Consider the following 18,628-nt stretch of genomic DNA (forward strand, 5'->3'; position numbering starts at 1 on the left):
AATGTGATGAAAAGAATCCTTCCGCTCGCCGCCGCGAGCGCCCTTCTTGCGCCCCTCGAAGCCCATGCCGCCCATCCGCTCGTCAGCGACGACACGGGCACGCAGGGCAACGCGAACTGGCAGGTCGAGTTCAACGGCGAGGAAACCTCGAAACAGGAAGACAGCGGCCGCCACCAATTGTGGAACGCGACGCTCACGCGCGGGTTCGGCGAACACGCCGACGTGTACGTCAACGCGCCGTACACGCATCTGCAAACGCGCACCGACGAGAACGGCGCCGGCATCGGCGATGTCGAAATCGGCATGAAATGGCGCTTCTTCGAACGCGGGCCGCTGTCGCTCGCGCTGAAGCCGAAAGTGACGATGCCGACCGGCAACGACAGCCGCGGGCTCGGCACGGGCCGCGTCGGCACCGGTGCGACGTTGCTCGCGCAGGCCGACGTCGCACGTGTCTCGCTGCTCGCGAACGCGGGCATCGCGTACCAGCCGAATCGCCAGGGCGACCTGACGTCGGCCTGGGCCGTGTCGGCCGCCGCGATCTACAAGGCGACCGACCGGCTGCAACTCGTGGCCGACATCGGCACGTCGCGCAACACGGAAACCACCGCCGGCGCGAATCCGGCATTCGTGCTCGCGGGCGCGATCTATTCGCCGACGCGCTGGCTCGATCTCGACATCGGCTACCGGCGCGGGCTGAACGATCAGACCTATCGTCATTCGGTGATGGGCGGCGTGACGGCGCGCTGGTAATACGCGGCATGGCGCCGCGCAAGCGCGGGCCGCATCGGCGGCCCGTTCTTCATTCACGGGCCGTCGTTCGCGCCGAACAGTTGCGCGCACACCGCGCGCCCTTCGTCGGTCAGCGCGGCGCTACCGGTGCCGTCCTCGTTCAACGTCGTGGCGCTCAGGCCCACGGCGTCGAGCTGCGTCAGCACGCGGCGCAGCGTACTCATCGGCAGTTGCGTGCGCTTCGCGATCTTCGGCAGCGACCACGTCTTGCCGGCCGGATCGCTCGCGGCCTCGTGCAGCGTCGCGAGCGTCGCAACGAGCGCGGGATCGAGCGGGGATTCGTCGGATTCTGAAGTCATCGGTTCGGGTGCGTCGGCCGGCGCCGGGCCGGCCTTCATTCAGGAAAGGCGATCGCGGATACTATACGCCGCGTCACGCGCCCTTGAGCGCGGTGCGCATGAACGACACGAAACGCGTGGTGACGGGATCGTCGCGATCCGACAACCATGCGAGCCCCACGCGCCACTTCGCGTCCCGGCCGTCGAGCGGTATCACCGTCGCATCGCGCAGCAGATATCGCGCGCTCGACGGGATGAACGCGACGCCGACGCCGGCCGCGACCGACGTCAGCACCGACTGCACGTCCTCCGCCTGCTGCATCACGTGCGGCACGAAGCGCCGCTCGACGCACCACCGGTCGATCTGGGCGGCCAGCCCGGGGCCGCGCGCACGCTGCAGCGCGATGAAGCCGATCTCGTTGAGCACGTCGAGGTCGGCCGGCACGCGTTTGAAGCCGAGATGCGGCGGCACCGCGAGCGCGAGCGCTTCGTCGACCACCTTGAACGACGACAATCCTTCGTCGGACGGCAAACGCAGAAACCCGACGTCGAGCTTGCCCGCGCGCAGCCGGCGCGTCTGCTCGGACGACGACAGGTCGCTCAACGTGACGGCAATGCCCGGATTGCGCCGCCGGAACTCGGCGATGAGCTTCGGCACGAGCATCAGCACCGACAGGCAGATACCGAGCCGCAGATGCCCGCGCTGCCCGCTAGTCGCTTCCCTCGCGCGCGCAAGGATCTCGTCGGCGTCTCGCACGAGCGCCTGCGCATCGGGCAGGAAGCGTTCGCCGAACGGCGTCAGCTCCGCGCCGTGCCGGCCGCGCTCGAACAGCTTGCCGCCCAGGCTCGCCTCGAGCGCGCCGATCTGCTTGCTCAGCGCCGGCTGGCTCATGTGCAGCGCATCGGCCGCGCGGCTGAAATGGCACAGCTCGGTCACCGTCAGGAACGTGCGCAGCAGTTTCAGTTCCATTCTTGAAAGGAATCGGATCGATTGAAATATTCATTTTACTGATTGAACGCGGTGACGTTCAATACGGACATGCCCTTCCCGGAATTCACCGTCATGTCTTTCGATCAAGCCGTTGATTGTGTGGCCGAGCCGTCATGCGACGGTGCGGACGCAAACGAACACGCTGCCGCAACCGATGCGCGCGCACCGAAACGTCGTGCCGAACGCGCCGACGGCCGCAGTCGGCGTTTCCGCTTCGGCGATGCGATCGAAGACCCGCCGCCGCGCACCATGACGGGCTCGATCGCGATCAGTTTCGCGGTCGTGTCGCGACGGAACTGGCCGCGCTGAACGGCTTTCACCCCGCGCGGCGCGCCGACGGGCGGCACGAAAACGATCGGAATCCGCCCACATCACGCGTCATTGCGACTCGTCCCCTCTCATCGCCACGCGATCGACCGTATAATTTCCCGCACCCGCCGACCGCCCACGCATTCCGCGCAGCCGCATTGCGCGTGAAAAGGAGACTTTCGCTTGACCGGCCTCATCGCGCGCCTGCCTCGCGCCCGGACCTCCCTGATCCTCGCCCTTTCGTTCCTGCTGCTCGCGTTCGCCGCGAAGGCGTCCGCACAGCACGTGCAGCCGCATCGCACCGCACACGCCCAGGCGCACGCGCACTCGAAGGCCGTCAAGAAGAAGCCTCACCGCACGAAAAAGGCCGTCAAGCACCGTCGCCCGCGCGTCAAGCATCAAGCCGTCAAGCGTCACGCCGCACCCGCGCCGCAACAGCGGCGCGCGCAGCGCACGACCGCGGTGCGGCCGCGCCCGGCCGCAAAACCCAGGCTGCTCGCCAGTTGCGGCTACACGCCGCGCGCGGTCAGGGCGCTGCATTCACGCGCGGCCTACGTGCTCGACGTCGACTCCGGCACACCGCTGCTGGCTCGCAACGCGCGCGCCGTGCGGCCGATCGCGTCGATCTCGAAGCTGATGACGGCCGTCGTCGCGCGTGACGCCGATCGCCCGCTGAACGGCGTGCTGCGCGTCACCGCGCACGATCGCGACACGATCAAGTTCACCGGCTCGCGCCTGCAGGTCGGCTCGGCACTGTCGCGCCGCGACATGTTCCATATCGCGCTGATGTCGTCGGAGAACCGCGCGGCCGCCGCGCTGAGCCGCGACTATCCGGGCGGGCGCGCCGCGTTCGTCAACGCGATGAACCGCGAAGCGCGCCGGCTCGGCATGCGCCATACGCACTTCCGCGAGCCGACCGGGTTGTCGCCGCACAACGTGTCGACGGCGGAAGATCTCGCTCGGCTCGTCGGCGCGGCCGCACGGGATCCGCTGATCCGCTATTTCTCGACGGACACGTCGACCACCGTGCGCCCCGGCGACGGCGAACTCGTGTACGTGAATTCCGACCCGCTCGTCCGCTACCGCCGCCTGCCGATCCGGCTGCAGAAAACCGGCTTCATCAACGAATCCGGGCACGGGGTCGTGATGCGCATGCGCGTGAAGGGCCGCCGCGAAACGGTCGTGCTGCTCGGCGCGCCGACGCGGGCCGGCGTCTCGAGCGACGCGCTCAAGATCCACCGCTGGCTGTCCTGCTCGATCCAGTAAGCGCGCGGGCAGCCGGCGCGCCCAACCGACGGGAGCGACGCCATGCAGGACGAATACCGCTTCAACGCCTTCGGACGGCTGCTCGCCGTCGTACGCAAGAATGACTGCTGGGCCGTGTTCGATCTCGGCGCCGAAGGCAAGCGGCGCCCCGCCGGCCTGCATGTCCCGTCCGCCCTCGGCGCGGACGAACTCGCGCAATACCTCGGCGACCTGCTGCACGAGAGCGCGACCCCGAAATACAACGAAGTCGTCCCGATCGCGCCGCGCGACGCGTAATCGCGCGCCGGGGCGCGCAGTCGTCTCGCGGATAATTCAACAGTTAAACTTGCAAGTTTTCCTGTCGTATTCTAAGATTCGCCGCATGAACCCGCCACGCAAACCCGGCGCTTCCGCCGAAACCGTCGCCGCCGACCTGACCCTCGCGGTCGGCCAGCTCATCCGCCGTCTGCGCTCCGGGATCGAATCCGATGGGCTCGGCATGTCCCAGACGAGCGCGCTCGCGCGGCTCGAACGGCACGGGCCGATGACGACCGCCGATCTCGCGCGCGCCGAGGCGATGAAGCCGCAGTCGATGAAGGCGATTCTCGCGAGCCTGGAGGAAGACGCGCTCGTCGAGCGCGAACCGCATCCGACCGACGGCCGCCAGATCCTGTTCAAGCTGACCGCGGCCGGCCTCGACGCCCGGCGCAAGCGCAACGCCGCGAAACACAAGTGGCTCGGCGCCGCGATCGAGAAGCTCGAGCCCGCGGACATCGACACGCTCGCCGCCGCGATCCCGCTGATCCGCCGCCTCGGCGAGCAATGAATCCCGCCGGCGCGCCGCGCGGCATCCGCGCGTCCGGTGTTCCCCGCCCTTTCCCACGGAGCCCCATCATGAGCGCAACCCGCCTCGACACGAACACGGCACTGGTCGTCATCGACCTGCAGAAAGGCATCGTCGCCCTGCCCACGGCCCACCCGGTCGCCCCGGTGATCGCACACGCGCGCACGCTGCTCGACGCATTCCGCAGCCGCGGCCTGCCGGTCGTGCTCGTCAACGTCGCCGGCGGTGCGCCGGGACGCACGCAGCAGCCGGCGCGACGGGACGCGCTGCCCGCCGACTGGACCGAGCTCGTGCCCGAGCTGAACCGGCAACCCGGCGACCATGTCGTGACGAAGAAGACCTGGGGCGCATTCACCGGCACGGATCTCGACGCGCACCTGAAGGCCGCCGGCGTCACGCAGATCGTGCTGACCGGCGTCGCGACGAGCATCGGCGTCGAATCGACCGCGCGGCAGGCCCACGAACTCGGCTACAACGTGACGCTCGCGGTCGATGCGATGACCGACCTCAACGCGGACGCGCACGTGAACAGCATCGAGCGCCTGTTCCCGCGCCTCGGCGAGACCGGCACGACGCAGGACATCGTCGCGCTGCTCAACCGGCGCGGCGCGTGAGCGACGAACGCGCGCAGCCGGCGCCGGGCCTCGCGGCGGGCCGGCTCGATCCGTCGATCTGGAAGGTCAGCGCGGTCGCGACGCTCGGTTCGCTGCTGTCGCAGCTCGATGCGACGATCGTCAACGTGTCGCTGTCGAACCTCGCGACCGATCTGCATGCCGGCCTGTCGACGATCCAGTGGGTGACGAGCGGCTACCTGCTCGCGCTGACGCTGGTGCTGCCGCTGAACGGCTGGCTCGTCGACCGCATCGGCGCGAAAGCGCTGTACCTGTGGTGTTTCTCGGCGTTCACGCTCACGTCGGCGCTGTGCGGGCTCGCGTGGTCCGCGCCGTCGCTGATCGCATTCCGCGTGCTGCAAGGCGTCAGCGGCGGGCTGCTCGCGCCGATGGCGCAGATGATGATCGCGCGCGTCGCCGGGCAGCAGATGGCGCGCGTGATCGGCTACGCGGCGGTGCCCGTGCTGCTTGCGCCGATCCTCGGGCCGGTCGTGGCCGGCGCGATCCTGCAGCACGCGTCGTGGCGCTGGCTGTTTCTCGTGAACCTGCCCGTCGGCGTGCTCGCACTCGCCCTGGCCGTGCGATTCCTGCCGGGCGACCACGACGATGTCCAGCCGCGCGCACTTGATTGGATCGGCCTCGCGTTGCTGTCGCCGGGCCTCGTGCTGTTCCTGTACGGCGCCGAACGAATCGGCTCGGCACCCGGCATCGCCGCGCTCGCGTGCTCGGCGCTGCTGCTCGCCGCGTTCCTGCGCTTCGAGCGCCGCCAGGGCGAGCACGCGCTGATCGATCTCGCGCTGTTTCGCTCGCGCGTGTTCGGCGCGGCGGCCGGCACGCAGTTCCTGTCGAACGGCGCGATGTACGCGGGCCAGATGCTGATTCCCGTGTTCCTGATCCAGGCGTGCGGCCGCTCGCCGGGCGAGATGGGGTGGCTGCTCGCGCCGCTCGGGCTCGGCATGCTCGTCACCTATCCGTCGATGGGCGCGCTGACGGGCCGGTTCGGCGTGCGCCGGCTGGCCGCCGCCGGCGCGTTGCTCGCGCTGGCGGCGACGCTGCCGTTCGTGTTCCTCGCGCTGACCGGCTACGATCCGCTGGTGCTCGTGCCCGCGCTGTTCCTGCGCGGCATGGGCCAGAGCGCGATCGGCGCGCCGTCGATCTCGGCCGCGTATGCATCGGTCGAACGCCGCAACCTGCCGATGGCGACCACCTCGCTCAATATCGTGCAGCGCCTCGGCGGCCCGACGTTCACGACGATCTGCACGCTGTTCCTCGCGTGGCGACTGCAGGCCGAATCGATGTCGCCCGGTGGCACGCCGGCCGTCGCGTATACATGGGCGTTTGGCCTGCTGTGCGCGCTGCATGCGGCGAGCTTCGTCACGACGCTGCGGCTGCCGTTGAGGTCGAGCGCTGCCGGGAGCCAGCCTGCCGGCGCCGCGCGGGCCGGCTCGCGCTGAACCCGGGGCGCGTCGCGCGACAGGCGCGGCGGCCCGCTACGGCAGCCACATCGGCACGATCGACATCACGAGCAGCAGCCCCAGTCCCGCATTCAGGCAACGCCACTGCCGCTCGGTGCGCAACACGCGTGCGAACAGCAGCCCGGCGAAACACCATAACGACAACGACGCCATCGCGGCCACGCCGAATGCCAGCCCGAGCAGCACGCCAAGCCGGGCCGGGCCGGACGCGAGCGCGGCAAACGACGCGGCCGCGCCGAGCGTCATCGCCCAGCCTTTCGGGTTGTGCCACAGCATCCACACCCCGCTGACGAACCCTTGCGGCCGGTGCACGGCGGCGTCGAGCCGCGGCTTGCCGCCGCGCCCGATGCGGACGGCCAGCCACACGAGGTACAGCGAACCGGCTGCTTTCATCGCAAGCTGCAACGTCGGCAGCGCGAGCAGCACACTGCCGAGCCCGGCCGCCGCCGCGGCCGCCATCGACGCCAGGCCGGCCGCGATCCCGGCCATCAGCGGCAGCGATCGCCGGTAGCCGAAATGGGCGCCCGACGCGGTCGCGAGCGTCGTCGCGCCGCCCGGCGTCACGGTGGACACGATCACGAACAGCATCAGCGGCAGGTAGTCGTGAAGCGGCACGGCGGCTCCCGGTTGTCGTCGTCGAAGCCCCGTTTTTACCCGCGATCCCTCCATTACGAAAGCGAAAGCTTTTTATGCCAGCCATTAGCATTCATAATGTGACGCATGGCACGCAATCTCGACATCGCGCTGTTGCGCGCATTCGTCTCGGTCGCCGATCATCGCAGCATGACGGCGGCCGGCCACGCGCTGCACCTGACGCAAGGCGCGATCAGCCAGCAGGTCGCGCGGCTCGAGGCGCTGTCCGGCCCGTTGTTCGTCCGCGAGCATCGCAACCTGCTGCTCACGGCGGCCGGCGAGCGGCTGCTCGAACAGGCGCGCCGGCTGCTCGCCGTACACGATGCGCTGCTCACCGACATGACGGCGGGCGCCGTGGAAGGCGCGGTCCGTCTCGGTGCGCCGCAGGACCTGGTCGGCACCTGTCTCGCGCCGATCCTGAAAAGCTATGCACAGGCGCATCCGCAGGTCGCGCTCACGCTCGTGTGCGCGGCGTCGCCGGAACTGCGCCGGGGGCTCACGCGGGGCGACCTCGACGTCGCGCTGGTCGAGGCGCCGGTCGGGTCGTCGCGCGGCGAGTGCATTGCCGTCGACCGGCTGGTCTGGGTCGGCGCGAAAGGCGGCACCGCGCACCGCAACACGCCGCTGCCGGTGTCGATGGTCGCGCAGACCTGCGCGTTCCGCCCGACCGTGCTCGACGCGCTGCGCGGCTGCGATCGCGCCTGGCGCACCGTGTTCGAGAACGGCAGCTTCGATGCCACGGCCGCGACCGTGCGCTCCGATCTCGCCGTGACCGTCTGGCTCGCGTCCACCGTCCCGACCGACCTCGATATCCTGCCGGCCGGCAGCGGCCTGCCCGCGCTGCCGAACTTCTCGATCGACCTGCATGTGCCGCGCGGCCAGCGCACCCCGGCCGCGACGGAACTGGCCCGCTATCTGCGCAACGGGTTCGCGCGCTTGCGCGCGGCCGCCTAGCGCCCGTTCGCGCTACACCGTGCCCGGCTCCTGCGGCGCCGGCGGCGTCGTGCCCGCCGCCTCCAGCGCCTGATGCAGCGTCGCGAAGATGCACGATGCGCCGACGACGTCGGTGATCCCGTGGCGATCCATGTCCGCGCGCAGGTAGCGGTTCACCCGCCCGAACAGCACGCCGATCCCGCGCGCGTGCAACGTCTTGACGAGATCGGTCAGCGTGCGCGCGGCCGAATAGTCGACATCGGTGATCGCCCCCGCATCGATCACGAACCAGCGCGGCGGCACCGGCGCCGTGTCGACGAGTTCGGTGATTTCGCCGGCGAACAGATGGTCGTTCGCGAAGAACAGGTCGGAACCGAACCGGTAGACGATCAGCCCCGGCGCCGTCATCGCACCGCGCCGCGTGGGCACCGGCAGCCAGCGCCCGTTGCCCGCGACAGGCTCGAGCACCATCGTATGCGGCTGGTAGCTGTGGCGCACGTGCCGCATCAGCGACAGCGCGACGGCCAGCAGGATGCCGTGCTCGACACCGACGGTCACGACGGCCGTGGCCGTCACGAGCGCGAGCGTGAATTCGCCGGGGCTTTCCTGGCGGATCGCCGCGAGGCTGCGCACGTTGATCAGCCCGAGCGCGATCGTGAACACGATGCCGGCCAGCACCGCATGCGGGAGGTACTGCAGGAACGTGCTGAAGAACAGCAGCACGACGGCCACCACGGCGGCGAACGCGAGATGGCCGATCTGGCTGCGCACGCCCGCGCCATCCGCCATTGCCGTCTGCGTCGGGCTGCCGTTGACGACGAACGCGCCGCCTACCGCCGCCGCCGCGTTCGCGGCCGCGAGGCCGAGGATATCGGCGTTGGTGTCGACGTCTTCGCCGTACTGCTGCGCGAACACCCGCGCGGCGGCCGCGCTCTGCGCGATGATCATCACGAAACACGAGGCGGCGACCGGCACGAGATCGAGGAACTGCTGCCACGTGACGGACGGCCAGCGCAGCGACGGCAACCCGCCCGCGACGGGCCCGAGCACCGCAACGCCCTGCGCGGCGAAGTCGAACGCCGCGCTCGCCGCGATGCTCCCCACGACGACGATCATCGGCATCGGCACGCGCGGCGCGAACCGCTTGCACGCGAGGATCGCGACGACCACGAGCGCCGCGAGCGCGAGCGTCGGCCGGTTCGCGTGGACGAGATGCGTGACGACGTAGTCGAGTTGCGCAAGGCTGCGCGACGCCGGGTACGGCACCGACAACCCGAGCATGTCGCCGAGCATCGCGATCGACACCTGCACGCCGACGCCGGCGAAAAAGCCGACCAGCACCGTGCGCGACAGGAAATCGGCGAGAAAACCGAGCTTGAAGATGCGCGCGAGCAGCAGCATCGCGCCGGTCAGCAGCGCGACCATGCCGGCCAGTGCCGCATATTCCGCGCTGCCGGCAGGTGCCATCGACGACAGCCGGCTCGCGAAGATCGTCGCGGTCGCGGAGTCGGCGGCGACGACAAGATGGCGCGACGCACCGAAGCACGCGAATGCAATGAGCGGCAGGAACACCGTGTAGAGGCCCGTGACGGCCGGCATCCCGGCGATGCGCGCGTAGCCGAGCACCTGCGGGATGTCCATCGAGGCGAGCGAGAGGCCCGCGAACACGTCGCGGATGGCGCCTGCCCGGCGGATCGGGAGCAGGCCTTTCAACAGCCGCACGCCCGACGGGCGGTTTTCGTTGGAATCTTGCATGCGTGAAATGCGTGAGGTCGAAGAAGTGGCGAGGATCGCGAAGCCGTTCGCGCATCGTGCCCCGGGCGGGCCTTGCCTGGCAAGTGCGCGAACGCGGCGCGCGGCGCTCACCGTTGACGCACCGCTCGCACGCCGGCGCGTGCGGCATGCCGGCAACACCCGCGACGCTCGCATGATTGCATGGATCGCCGACCATGCGCGTCGACGCGCGAAGGCCCGCCACGCCGGGTTCGAGCCGATCGCAGCCGTGCGTGCGAGGCATCCGGCAACAGACTCGCGCACCGGCTTGCGGTGACGCGGATTCACCGCCCGCCCTCACTTCGATGCGAAGGACACCTGCACAATGGTGAGCGTATTCGGGAGCCGTTCGACCCGCCGTCACCCCACGCGTCCGGAACCCGATGGCACAATCACGGTCCCTTTCATGTGCCCTTCACCGGGCGCGCGCCGCGTCGCGGCGCCGATTCAACGCACAAGAAGGTCCCTGTTTTCCGCCATGACACTGAACGAATCCTGGTTGACGCCGCTCGTCGGCATCCTCATTCTGCTTGCCACCGCCGGCGCGATCACCGCCGCCGTCCATTTCCTGCTGTTTCGCGTGGTCGCGCGCCTCGCGCGGCTGTCCGCCACGCGCATCGACGACGCGCTGTTCGAGTTCGGCGCCTTCAAATGGCTGAACCGCATCGTCCCGTTCGTCGTGGTCAAGCTCGGGCTCGGCGCGGTGCCCGGCATTCCGGAGCGCGTCACGCAGGTCGCCGACAAGGTGCTGTTCGCGCTGATCGTGTTCCTCGTGACGATGACCATCAGCGCGACGCTGTCCGCGCTCGAGCACACCCACCGCACGCACCAGCGCGACCAGCCGCGCCTGTCGCTGAAAGGCGCGATGCAACTCGTCAAGCTCGTGATGTTCATCACCGCCGCGCTCGTCGTGATCGGCGATGCGACCGGCAAGCAGATCGGCCTGCTGCTGTCCGGCATCGGCGCGATGTCGGCGGTGCTGATGCTGATCTTCAAGGACACGCTGCTCGGCCTCGTCGCCGGCGTGCAGCTGTCGTCGAACGACATGCTGCGGATCGGCGACTGGATCACGATGCCGTCGGCCGGTGCGGACGGCACCGTCATCGACATCACGCTGAACACCGTCAAGGTCGCGAACTTCGATCACACGATCATCACGGTGCCCACGTGGAAGCTGATCACCGAGAGCTACCAGAACTGGCGCGGGATGACCGAAGCGGGCGGCCGCCGCATCAAGCGCGCGCTGTTCGTCGACGCGACGAGCGTGCGTTTTCTATCGAACGACGAGATCGAACGGCTCGAACGCCTGACGCTGCTGAGGGATTATCTCGAGGACAAGGTCGACGCGATCGAGCAATGGAACGGCACGCTCGGCGCGGCCGGCGACTGCCCGGCGAACCGCCGCCAGCTGACGAATCTGGGCACGTTCCGCGCGTACGTCGCGAACTACCTGAAGGGTCATCCGCGCATCCGCCGCGACATGACCTGCATGGCGCGGCAGTTGCCGCTCACCGCCGAAGGCATTCCGCTCGAACTGTACTGCTTCACCGATACGACGACGTGGGTCGACTACGAGGCCATCCAGGCCGACCTGTTCGATCACCTGATCGCGGTGCTGCCGGAGTTCGGGCTGCGCGTGTACCAGCATCCGTCGGGTTTCGACATGCGGCAGATGGTCCGCGCGGCGTAAGCCGGCGCGCGGGCACCGCGGACGGGTCGATGCGCGACGCGGCCGCGCCTATCGCGCCGCGCACTCCGATGCGAGCCGCCCGAGCACCTTCAAGGCGTCCTCGATCTGGCGCGACCACGGATAGCTGTAGTTGAGCCGGATGAAATGCCGGTAGTCGGTGCCCGCCGAGAACATGTGGCCGGGGCCGACCGTGATCCGCTGCGCGAGCGCGAGCGTGTACAGCTTCATCGCATCGACCTGCCGCGGCAGCTCGACCCACAGCACATACCCGCCCTGCGGCTGCGACAGCCGTGTGCCTTCCGGGAAGAACCGGCGCACCATCGCGCTCATCAGGCTCGCCTGCTGCGCGTACAGCTTGCGCATGCGCCGCAGGTGGAAATCGTAGCCGTCGTATTTCAGGTACTCGGCGATCGCGAGCTGCTCGATCGCGGGCGTCGCGAGCGTGTTGAGGAATTTCAGCTTCTCGACCTGGTCGCGATAGCGGCCCGGCATCGCCCAGCCGATCCGGTAACGCGGCGACAGGCTCTTCGTGAACGACGCGCAATGCAGCACGAGGCCGTCACGGTCGAACGATTTCAGCGCGCTCGGGGTCGTGTCGCCGAAATGCAGCTCGTGATACACGTCGCTCTCGATCGCCGGCACGCCGTGCTTCGCGAGCAGTTCGACGAGCGCGCGCTTGCGCGCATCGGGCATCTGGAAGCCGAGCGGATTCTGGAAATTCGGCATCACCATGCACGCGGCGATGCGCTCGCGCTCGAGGACCCGTTCGAGCGCGTCAAGATCGATGCCGTCGCCCGGGTGCGTCGCGACTTCCAGCGCGCGCATGCCCATCCGCTCGATCGCGTGCAGCATCGCGTAGAACGTCGGCGACTCCACCGCGATCGTGTCGCCCGGCTTCGCGACGGCCTGCAGGCACAGGTTGATCGCTTCGGTCGCGCCGATCGTCATCACGATCTCGCCCGGCTCGACGGCGACCCCGCGTTCCGCGTAGCGCCGCGCGATCTGGCGGATCAGTTCCTGGTTGCCCGGCGGCAGGTCGTCGATCACGCCCCAGCGCGTGCGGCGTCGCCCGATCGTCTGCGCATAGCGTGCGAGACGCTGCACCGGAAACTGCGACGCGTCGGGATACGGCGAACCGAGCGGCACCGCGTCGTCGCGCGCGATCGAGCGCAGCGTCGACAGCACGAGCCGGCTCACGTCCACCGCCGACGGCTCGGCCGTCGGCGCCGACGTATGCAGCTCGGCCTCGGCCGGCGCCGCCGCGCGTGCCCGCACGAAGTAGCCCGACTGCGGCCGGCTTTCGATCAGGCCGCGGCTTTCCAGCACGAGGTAGGCGCGCAGCACGGTCGTCACGCTGAGCTGCTGCTGCCGGCTCGCCTGCCGCACCGACGGAATCCGTTCGCCCGGCCGGTACACGCCACGCTCGATCTGCGCCTGGAGATCGTCGGCCAGTTGTTCGTAACGCTTCACGCGCCTCCCTTTCAACTTCCCTTCAACAACACAGTTGCGATCCGCACCGTGCGAATGGCCGAAACTGTACTCTTTTTTGAAGCGAACAGGTGTACACACAGCGGCACGGGTGCCGCGCGTACTCTGCACCCATCGACCCCGACACCCGCTGCACCATGAAAAAGAAATCCGCCACCGCGCGCATCGAACCGTACACTCACCCGGCCGCCGGCTGGGGTGCGCTGAAAGCCGTCACGATCAACCTGATCAAGGATAAGGTCGCAGGCGGCAACTACCGTACGCTGCTGCGCCAGAACCAGCCGGACGGCTTCGACTGCCCCGGCTGCGCGTGGCCCGACCGCCAGCACGCATCGACGTTCGAATTCTGCGAGAACGGCGTGAAGGCGGTGGCCGCCGAGGCGACGAGCAAGCGCGTGACGCCCGAATTCTTCGCCGCGCACACGGTCACCGAGTTGCTCGAACAGTCGGATTTCGAACTCGAACAGCACGGCCGCCTCACCGACCCGATGGTGTACGAGGCGCAAACCGACCGCTACGTGCCGATCGCGTGGGACGACGCGTTCGACCTGATCGCGCGCCACCTGCGCGCGCTGCCCGACCCGAACCAGGCCGCGTTCTACACGTCCGGCCGCGCGAGCAACGAAGCGGCGTTCCTGTACCAGTTGCTGGTGCGGCTGTACGGCACGAACAACTTCCCCGACTGCTCGAACATGTGCCACGAGGCGACGAGCCGCGGGCTGCCGGCCTCGGTCGGCGTCGGCAAGGGCACCGTCACGCTCGACGATTTCGAGCACGCGGACATGCTGCTGATCTTCGGCCAGAACCCCGCGACCAACCACCCCCGGATGATGGGCGAGCTGCGCGAATGCGCGAAGCGCGGCGCGACGATCGTGTCGATCAACCCGCTCAAGGAGCGCGGCCTCGAACGCTTCGCCGATCCGCAAAGCCCGATCGAGATGCTGACGATGTCGGGCACCCGGATCGCATCGACGTTCATCCAGCCGACGATCGGCGGCGATTTCGCGCTGATCAAGGGGATGGCGAAGCGGGTGCTCGAACTCGACGACGCCGCGCGCGCCGCCGGTGCGCCGCGCGTCGTCGACACCGCGTTCATCGCCGAGCACACGGCCGGTTTCGACGCCTTCGCCGACGACCTGCGCAACGAAAGCTGGTCCGCGCTGACCGCCGAAAGCGGCGTGCCGTACGAGCAGATCGACAGCCTCGCGCAACGCTATGCGCGCAGCGAACGCGTGATCGCGACGTGGGGCATGGGCATCACGCAGCACAAGCATTCGGTCGCGACCGTGCAGATGCTGACGAACCTGATGCTGATGCGCGGCAACATCGGCCGCCCCGGCGCCGGCCTGTGCCCGGTGCGCGGCCACTCGAACGTGCAGGGCAACCGCACGGTCGGCATCGAGGAAAAGCCGTCGCAGGCGTTCCTCGACCGCCTCGGCCACGTGTTCGACTTCGAACCGCCGCGCCACCACGGCTACGACGTCGTCGAGACGATCGAGGGGATGCTCGAAGGCCGCGTGAAGGTGCTGATCGGCCTCGGCGGCAACTTCGCGATGGCGACGCCCGATACGCCGCGCACGTGGGAAGGCATGCGACGCTGCGACCTGTCGGTGCACATCACGACGAAGCTGAACCGCAGCCACCTGATCCACGGCCGCGACGCGCTGATCCTGCCGACGCTCGGCCGCACCGAAATCGACCTGCAGGACAACGTCGCGCAAGGCGTGACGGTCGAGGATTCGATGAGCATGGTCCACGTGTCGTACGGGATGAACAAACCGGCGTCGCCGAACCTGATGTCGGAGCCCGCGATCGTCGCGCACATCGGCCATGCGCTGTTCGGCGGCGGCAAGATCGACTGGCTCGCGTACAAGGACGATTACGCGAAGATCCGCGATGCGATCGAGGCGACGCTCGACGGCTTCTACGACTACAACACGCGCATCGCGCGGCCGGGCGGCTTCCACCTGCGCGTCGCGTCGCGCGATCGCGAGTGGCTCACGCCGACGGGCAAGGCGAACTTCATCGCGCACGCGTTGCCGACCGACACGCCGATCCAGCGCGCCCGCGCGCTGCACGGCGAACGGCTGATGACGCTGATGACGACCCGTTCGCACGACCAGTACAACACGACCGTCTACGGGCTCGACGACCGCTATCGCGGCGTGTTCGGCCAGCGCCGCGTGGTGTTCGTCAACCGCGACGATCTCGCGATGCTCGGCCTGAAGGCCGGCGAATGGGTCGACATGGAAACCGTGTGGCACGACGGGATCGAGCGGCGCGCGGACGGCTTCCTGCTCGTCGAGTACGACATCCCGCGCGGCTGCATCGGCGCGTATTACCCGGAAACCAACCCGCTCGTGCCGCTCGACAGCGTCGGCGACGTGTGCAACACGCCGACGTCGAAGTCGGTGCCCGTGCTGCTGCATCGCGCGGCCGCGCCGGCCTCGATCGCCGCCTGACGGAGCGCGACGATGATCGTTCGTCCGCGCGAGCACTGGCTGCGGATGCTGCTCGTGTGGAACGGCTCGGTGCTGCCCACCATCCTGCCGCAGCTCGTGCTGACGCTCGCGATCAGCCTCGTCGCGGTGTGGGGCGGCGGCCGCGTGCTCGGCGAGAAGGTGCCGCTGAACCCGACGCCATTCACGCTGATCGGGCTCACGCTGGCGATCTTCGCGGGGTTTCGCAATAACGCGAGCTACGAACGCTACCGCGAGGGCCGGCAACTGTGGGGCGGCGTCCTGACCGCCGCGCGCACGCTGGTCTCGCAGGCGCTCTGCTACGGTGCGGTCGACCGCGACGACGCATCGCGGCGCGCCTTCGTGCGGCAGGTCGTCGCCTTCGTCTATGCGCTCAAGCATCAACTGCGCGGCACCGATCCGGCCGCCGACCTGCGCGGGCTGCTCGACGAGGCCACTCATGCGCGTGTCGCCGGCTCCCGGTTCCGCCCGATCGTCATCGTGCACGCGCTGCGCGAAGCGTTCGCCGCACGCGCCGACGCGGGCCGCCTCGCCGATACGCGCCTGTGGATGCTCGACGCGCGCCTCGACGATCTCGTCGCGATGGTGAGCGGCTGCGAACGGATCGCGTCGACGCCGATCCCGTTTTCCTATGACGTGCTGCTGCACCGGACCATCTACGCGTACTGCGTGCTGCTGCCGTTCGGCCTCGTCGACTCGATCGGCGCGGCGACACCGTTCGTCACCGTGTTCGTCGCCTATACGCTGATCGCGCTCGACGCGATCGCGCATGCGATCGCCGAGCCGTTCGGCGACGGGCCGAACCATCTCGCGCTCGATGCGATGACGCGCCAGATCGAACGCACGCTGCTCGAACTGAACCGCGAGCCGCTGCCGGCCGAAGTGACGCCCGGCCGCGCATACCGCCTCACCTGAACCGCTCAGTCGCCGAGGCCGCGCAGGAAACGGCCGTGCTCGGCGGCTGCGTCGGCGATCCGCCGCACCAGCACGACACCGCGCAGCATCGCCTGCGCGGCATCGCCTGCGCGACCGGCCGCGCGCCGCCGCAGCACGCGCGCCGCCGCGTCGCAGGTCCGGTCGAGCCGCGCGAATTCCGCCCGCGCGACGCGGCCGCGCACCACGGCCACCGCACGGCGCACGGTCGGCTCGCGCGAGGCCAGTGCGGCGAGCGACAGCAGGCTGTCGCCGATTCCCCAGATCGCGAGCAGGTCGCGCATGTCGCGCTCGATCAGCGTCTGCGGCAGGCTGCCCGCGAAACCGAGTTCGCGCGCGAGACGGTCGGCCGTCCGGCTCAGCCACACGCTCTCCGACCAGGCACGCGGGTCGCGTGCGATGCCGGCCAGGTCGCGGCGCACCGCACGATGCAGCCGCCGCCGGCTCGTGCCGGGATCGCCGGGAAACACCAGCGCGAAGATCAGCGCGCCGAACGCGATGCCGAGCATGGTGGCGAGCGCGCTGTTCAGGAACGCGGCATCGCCGATGCGCGCGGTATTGTCCGGCGACGTGAAATTCCAGAAGAAGATCGCGAATGCGCTGCCCATCGCGGCCGTGCGCGGATGACGCATCGTGACGCCGTTGGCGACCAGGAACACGCCGAGGATGGTCGCGAGCATCTCGAAGCCCGACACCGCGGGCAACAGGACGAAGTTGCAGACGACGCCGGCGGCCGCCGCGCATGCCGTGCCTTTCAGGAAACCGACGGCCGCGCGCACCGAGTTCGGCCGCGTCGAGAACAGCGCGCCGACCACGGCCGTGATCGCGACGAAGCCGGCGCCCGACGGCCACGCCGTGACGATCCAGATCGCCGATGCGGCCAGCACCGCGATGAACGCGCGGATCCCGTTGTGCCACGCGAGCACCGGATCGTGGTGAAAGGCATAGCGCACGCGCGAAGGCGGCGGCTCCGGCCGGTCGAGCAGCGCCCGGCTCGCGAACGCGCGCTCGAACCCGGCGAGCAGCGCCGCCAGCCGGTCGAGCGTGAGCAGGCGCGACGTGTCCGGGCCGCGCTGCGCGGCCGCCGCCGCGTGCAGTGCGTCGTCCACGCGCGCGCGCAACGCCGCGATCGCGTGCCCCGGGGTGTCCGATGCAGCGACGCCGTCCAGCACGCGCGCGACTTCGTCGATCAGCGGATCCGGCGCGTCGCCGGCGCGCGCCGCATGCTCGCGGATCGCCTGCCCGGCGGCCTGCGCGGTGAGCACGCCCAGCGCCGCCGCGCGCAGATGGCCGATCGCGTTGCGCACCGGCGGCGCGCCGGCCGCGGCATACTCGGCCGCCGTGTCGAGTTCGAGCGCATCCGCGAACAGGCGGTGCACGGCCGCCCCGTTCGGCTCACGGCGCAGCGCGCCCGCGCCGAGCGTCACCGCGCGGTCGAGATAGCGCGCAAGCCGCGTGCGGACATCGTTCAGCGGCGCGCCCGGCGCAAACACCGTTTCGAACAGCGCGCCGCACAGGATGCCGACGACCACATACAGGAATCGCGCCACCGCGATGTCGAACGCATGCAGCGGCGCGGACACCGCATCCATCGCGATGATCGCGGCCGTATAGCCGGCGAGCACCGCCGCATATGCGCGGAAATTCCGCTGGAACGTCGCGACGCCCGCGCACAGCCCGATCCACGCGGCGAGCGCCGGCAGGAACAGCTCGGGCGTCTGCGCGAACGCACCGGTCAGCGCGAGCGCGACGGCCGCGCCGATCGCGGTGCCGAGAATCCGGTACTGGCTCTTCGACAGCCCCATCCCGCGGCTGCCCTGCGCGACGATCCACACGGTCGACGCGGCCCATTTCGGATCGTCGAGATTCATCCGGAACGCGATATAGAGTGCGAGCAACGACGCGGCGGTATTGCGCAGCGCGAACGCGAGCGCGCCGGGCGGCAACATCGGGCGCGCGTCGCGCAGCGCGGCCCGGACGGCCGCGAACGGCGGCACGCTGGGGAAAGCGAATTTCATCCGGCGAGCATACGATCGCGCGCGGGCCGCCACTACGGGGCGGCGGCGGGATGCGTTATTGCACCGGGCAGGATAATCGGTGCGGCCCGCCGCGATCCGGCGCGCGACGGTAAGATGCGCGCAGGCCGAACCCTGAAA

18 protein-coding genes are annotated in these 18,628 nt (G+C 69.5%); 12 read left to right on the plus strand and 6 right to left on the minus strand.

Translation table 11 applies throughout. The features are described 5' to 3' along the window. Window positions 1-6: 6 nt before the first annotated feature. Window positions 7-750, plus strand: coding sequence for a transporter (locus tag WJ12_RS28715; protein ID WP_034187910.1), 744 nt, complete (start codon window positions 7-9; stop codon window positions 748-750). Between the two features lie 53 nt (window positions 751-803). On the opposite strand, the gene WJ12_RS28720 is transcribed toward WJ12_RS28715, so the two are convergent. Together WJ12_RS28720 and WJ12_RS28725 are read right to left on the minus strand one after the other, a co-directional pair. Then, entirely contained in the window at window positions 804-1,088 is a 285-nt protein-coding gene (locus WJ12_RS28720) for a transcriptional regulator (RefSeq protein ID WP_156444728.1), read from the minus strand. A gap of 73 nt (window positions 1,089-1,161) precedes the next feature. Further along, the gene (locus WJ12_RS28725) at window positions 1,162-2,037 is read right to left on the minus strand and encodes a LysR family transcriptional regulator (RefSeq protein WP_049031348.1); all 876 of its coding nucleotides are present in this window, start codon (window positions 2,035-2,037) and stop codon (window positions 1,162-1,164) included. Window positions 2,038-2,088: 51 nt separating this feature from the next. Here WJ12_RS28725 and WJ12_RS28730 point away from each other — a divergent pair, with 51 nt between their 5' ends. From WJ12_RS28730 to WJ12_RS28755, 6 genes are all read left to right on the plus strand, one after another. Beyond that, the gene (locus WJ12_RS28730) at window positions 2,089-2,367 is read left to right on the plus strand and encodes a hypothetical protein (RefSeq protein ID WP_059556715.1); all 279 of its coding nucleotides are present in this window, start codon (window positions 2,089-2,091) and stop codon (window positions 2,365-2,367) included. Between the two features lie 183 nt (window positions 2,368-2,550). Then, window positions 2,551-3,633 carry a serine hydrolase gene (locus WJ12_RS28735; RefSeq protein ID WP_059556646.1) on the plus strand — a complete coding sequence of 361 codons (1,083 nt, stop codon included), beginning with the start codon at window positions 2,551-2,553 and terminating at the stop codon, window positions 3,631-3,633. A gap of 42 nt (window positions 3,634-3,675) precedes the next feature. Next, window positions 3,676-3,909: a DUF7661 family protein gene (locus tag WJ12_RS28740; RefSeq protein ID WP_034187913.1), complete on the plus strand. Its 234-nt coding sequence runs from the start codon at window positions 3,676-3,678 to the stop codon at window positions 3,907-3,909. Window positions 3,910-3,994: 85 nt separating this feature from the next. Further along, the gene (locus WJ12_RS28745) at window positions 3,995-4,438 is read left to right on the plus strand and encodes a MarR family winged helix-turn-helix transcriptional regulator (RefSeq protein WP_034187914.1); all 444 of its coding nucleotides are present in this window, start codon (window positions 3,995-3,997) and stop codon (window positions 4,436-4,438) included. Window positions 4,439-4,506: 68 nt separating this feature from the next. Beyond that, a complete protein-coding gene (locus tag WJ12_RS28750) occupies window positions 4,507-5,070 on the plus strand; it encodes an isochorismatase family protein (protein ID WP_059556647.1) in 564 nt (187 codons plus the stop codon). Next, complete coding sequence (locus WJ12_RS28755) at window positions 5,067-6,521, plus strand: DHA2 family efflux MFS transporter permease subunit (protein ID WP_059556648.1); 1,455 nt, start codon at window positions 5,067-5,069, stop codon at window positions 6,519-6,521. Before WJ12_RS28750 ends, WJ12_RS28755 begins: the two co-directional genes overlap by 4 nt. 36 nt (window positions 6,522-6,557) lie before the next feature. Here WJ12_RS28755 and WJ12_RS28760 read toward each other — a convergent pair whose 3' ends face one another. After that, on the minus strand, window positions 6,558-7,211 hold the full coding sequence (locus WJ12_RS28760; RefSeq protein WP_082744623.1) for a LysE family translocator: 654 nt from the start codon (window positions 7,209-7,211) through the stop codon (window positions 6,558-6,560). A gap of 51 nt (window positions 7,212-7,262) precedes the next feature. On the opposite strand from WJ12_RS28760, the gene WJ12_RS28765 reads away from it, so the two are divergent. Further along, the gene (locus WJ12_RS28765; protein WP_059556649.1) at window positions 7,263-8,129 is read left to right on the plus strand and encodes a LysR family transcriptional regulator; all 867 of its coding nucleotides are present in this window, start codon (window positions 7,263-7,265) and stop codon (window positions 8,127-8,129) included. Between the two features lie 12 nt (window positions 8,130-8,141). Here the strand turns inward: WJ12_RS28765 and WJ12_RS28770 are convergent, their stop codons facing one another. Further along, entirely contained in the window at window positions 8,142-9,863 is a 1,722-nt protein-coding gene (locus WJ12_RS28770) for a SulP family inorganic anion transporter (protein ID WP_059556650.1), read from the minus strand. Here WJ12_RS28770 and WJ12_RS28775 point away from each other — a divergent pair. Together WJ12_RS28775 and WJ12_RS28780 are read left to right on the plus strand one after the other, a co-directional pair. Further along, on the plus strand, window positions 9,862-10,158 hold the full coding sequence (locus WJ12_RS28775; protein ID WP_154233741.1) for a hypothetical protein: 297 nt from the start codon (window positions 9,862-9,864) through the stop codon (window positions 10,156-10,158). The genes WJ12_RS28770 and WJ12_RS28775 overlap by 2 nt on opposite strands. 201 nt (window positions 10,159-10,359) lie before the next feature. Then, complete coding sequence (locus WJ12_RS28780) at window positions 10,360-11,571, plus strand: mechanosensitive ion channel family protein (protein WP_059556651.1); 1,212 nt, start codon at window positions 10,360-10,362, stop codon at window positions 11,569-11,571. 48 nt (window positions 11,572-11,619) lie between these two features. On the opposite strand, the gene WJ12_RS28785 is transcribed toward WJ12_RS28780, so the two are convergent. Then, a complete protein-coding gene (locus WJ12_RS28785) occupies window positions 11,620-13,041 on the minus strand; it encodes an aminotransferase-like domain-containing protein (protein WP_034187921.1) in 1,422 nt (473 codons plus the stop codon). A 155-nt stretch (window positions 13,042-13,196) separates the two neighbouring features. Here WJ12_RS28785 and WJ12_RS28790 point away from each other — a divergent pair, with 155 nt between their 5' ends. Both WJ12_RS28790 and WJ12_RS28795 read left to right on the plus strand, forming a co-directional pair. Further along, window positions 13,197-15,521 carry an FdhF/YdeP family oxidoreductase gene (locus WJ12_RS28790; protein ID WP_069245943.1) on the plus strand — a complete coding sequence of 775 codons (2,325 nt, stop codon included), beginning with the start codon at window positions 13,197-13,199 and terminating at the stop codon, window positions 15,519-15,521. Window positions 15,522-15,533: 12 nt separating this feature from the next. Next, a complete protein-coding gene (locus WJ12_RS28795; protein WP_059556653.1) occupies window positions 15,534-16,454 on the plus strand; it encodes a bestrophin family protein in 921 nt (306 codons plus the stop codon). Window positions 16,455-16,459: 5 nt separating this feature from the next. Here the strand turns inward: WJ12_RS28795 and WJ12_RS28800 are convergent, their stop codons facing one another. After that, window positions 16,460-18,490 carry an FUSC family protein gene (locus WJ12_RS28800; RefSeq protein ID WP_059556654.1) on the minus strand — a complete coding sequence of 677 codons (2,031 nt, stop codon included), beginning with the start codon at window positions 18,488-18,490 and terminating at the stop codon, window positions 16,460-16,462. Window positions 18,491-18,628: the final 138 nt, after the last annotated feature.

This window comes from Burkholderia seminalis (assembly GCF_001718535.1).
GTDB classification, from domain to species: domain Bacteria; phylum Pseudomonadota; class Gammaproteobacteria; order Burkholderiales; family Burkholderiaceae; genus Burkholderia; species Burkholderia seminalis.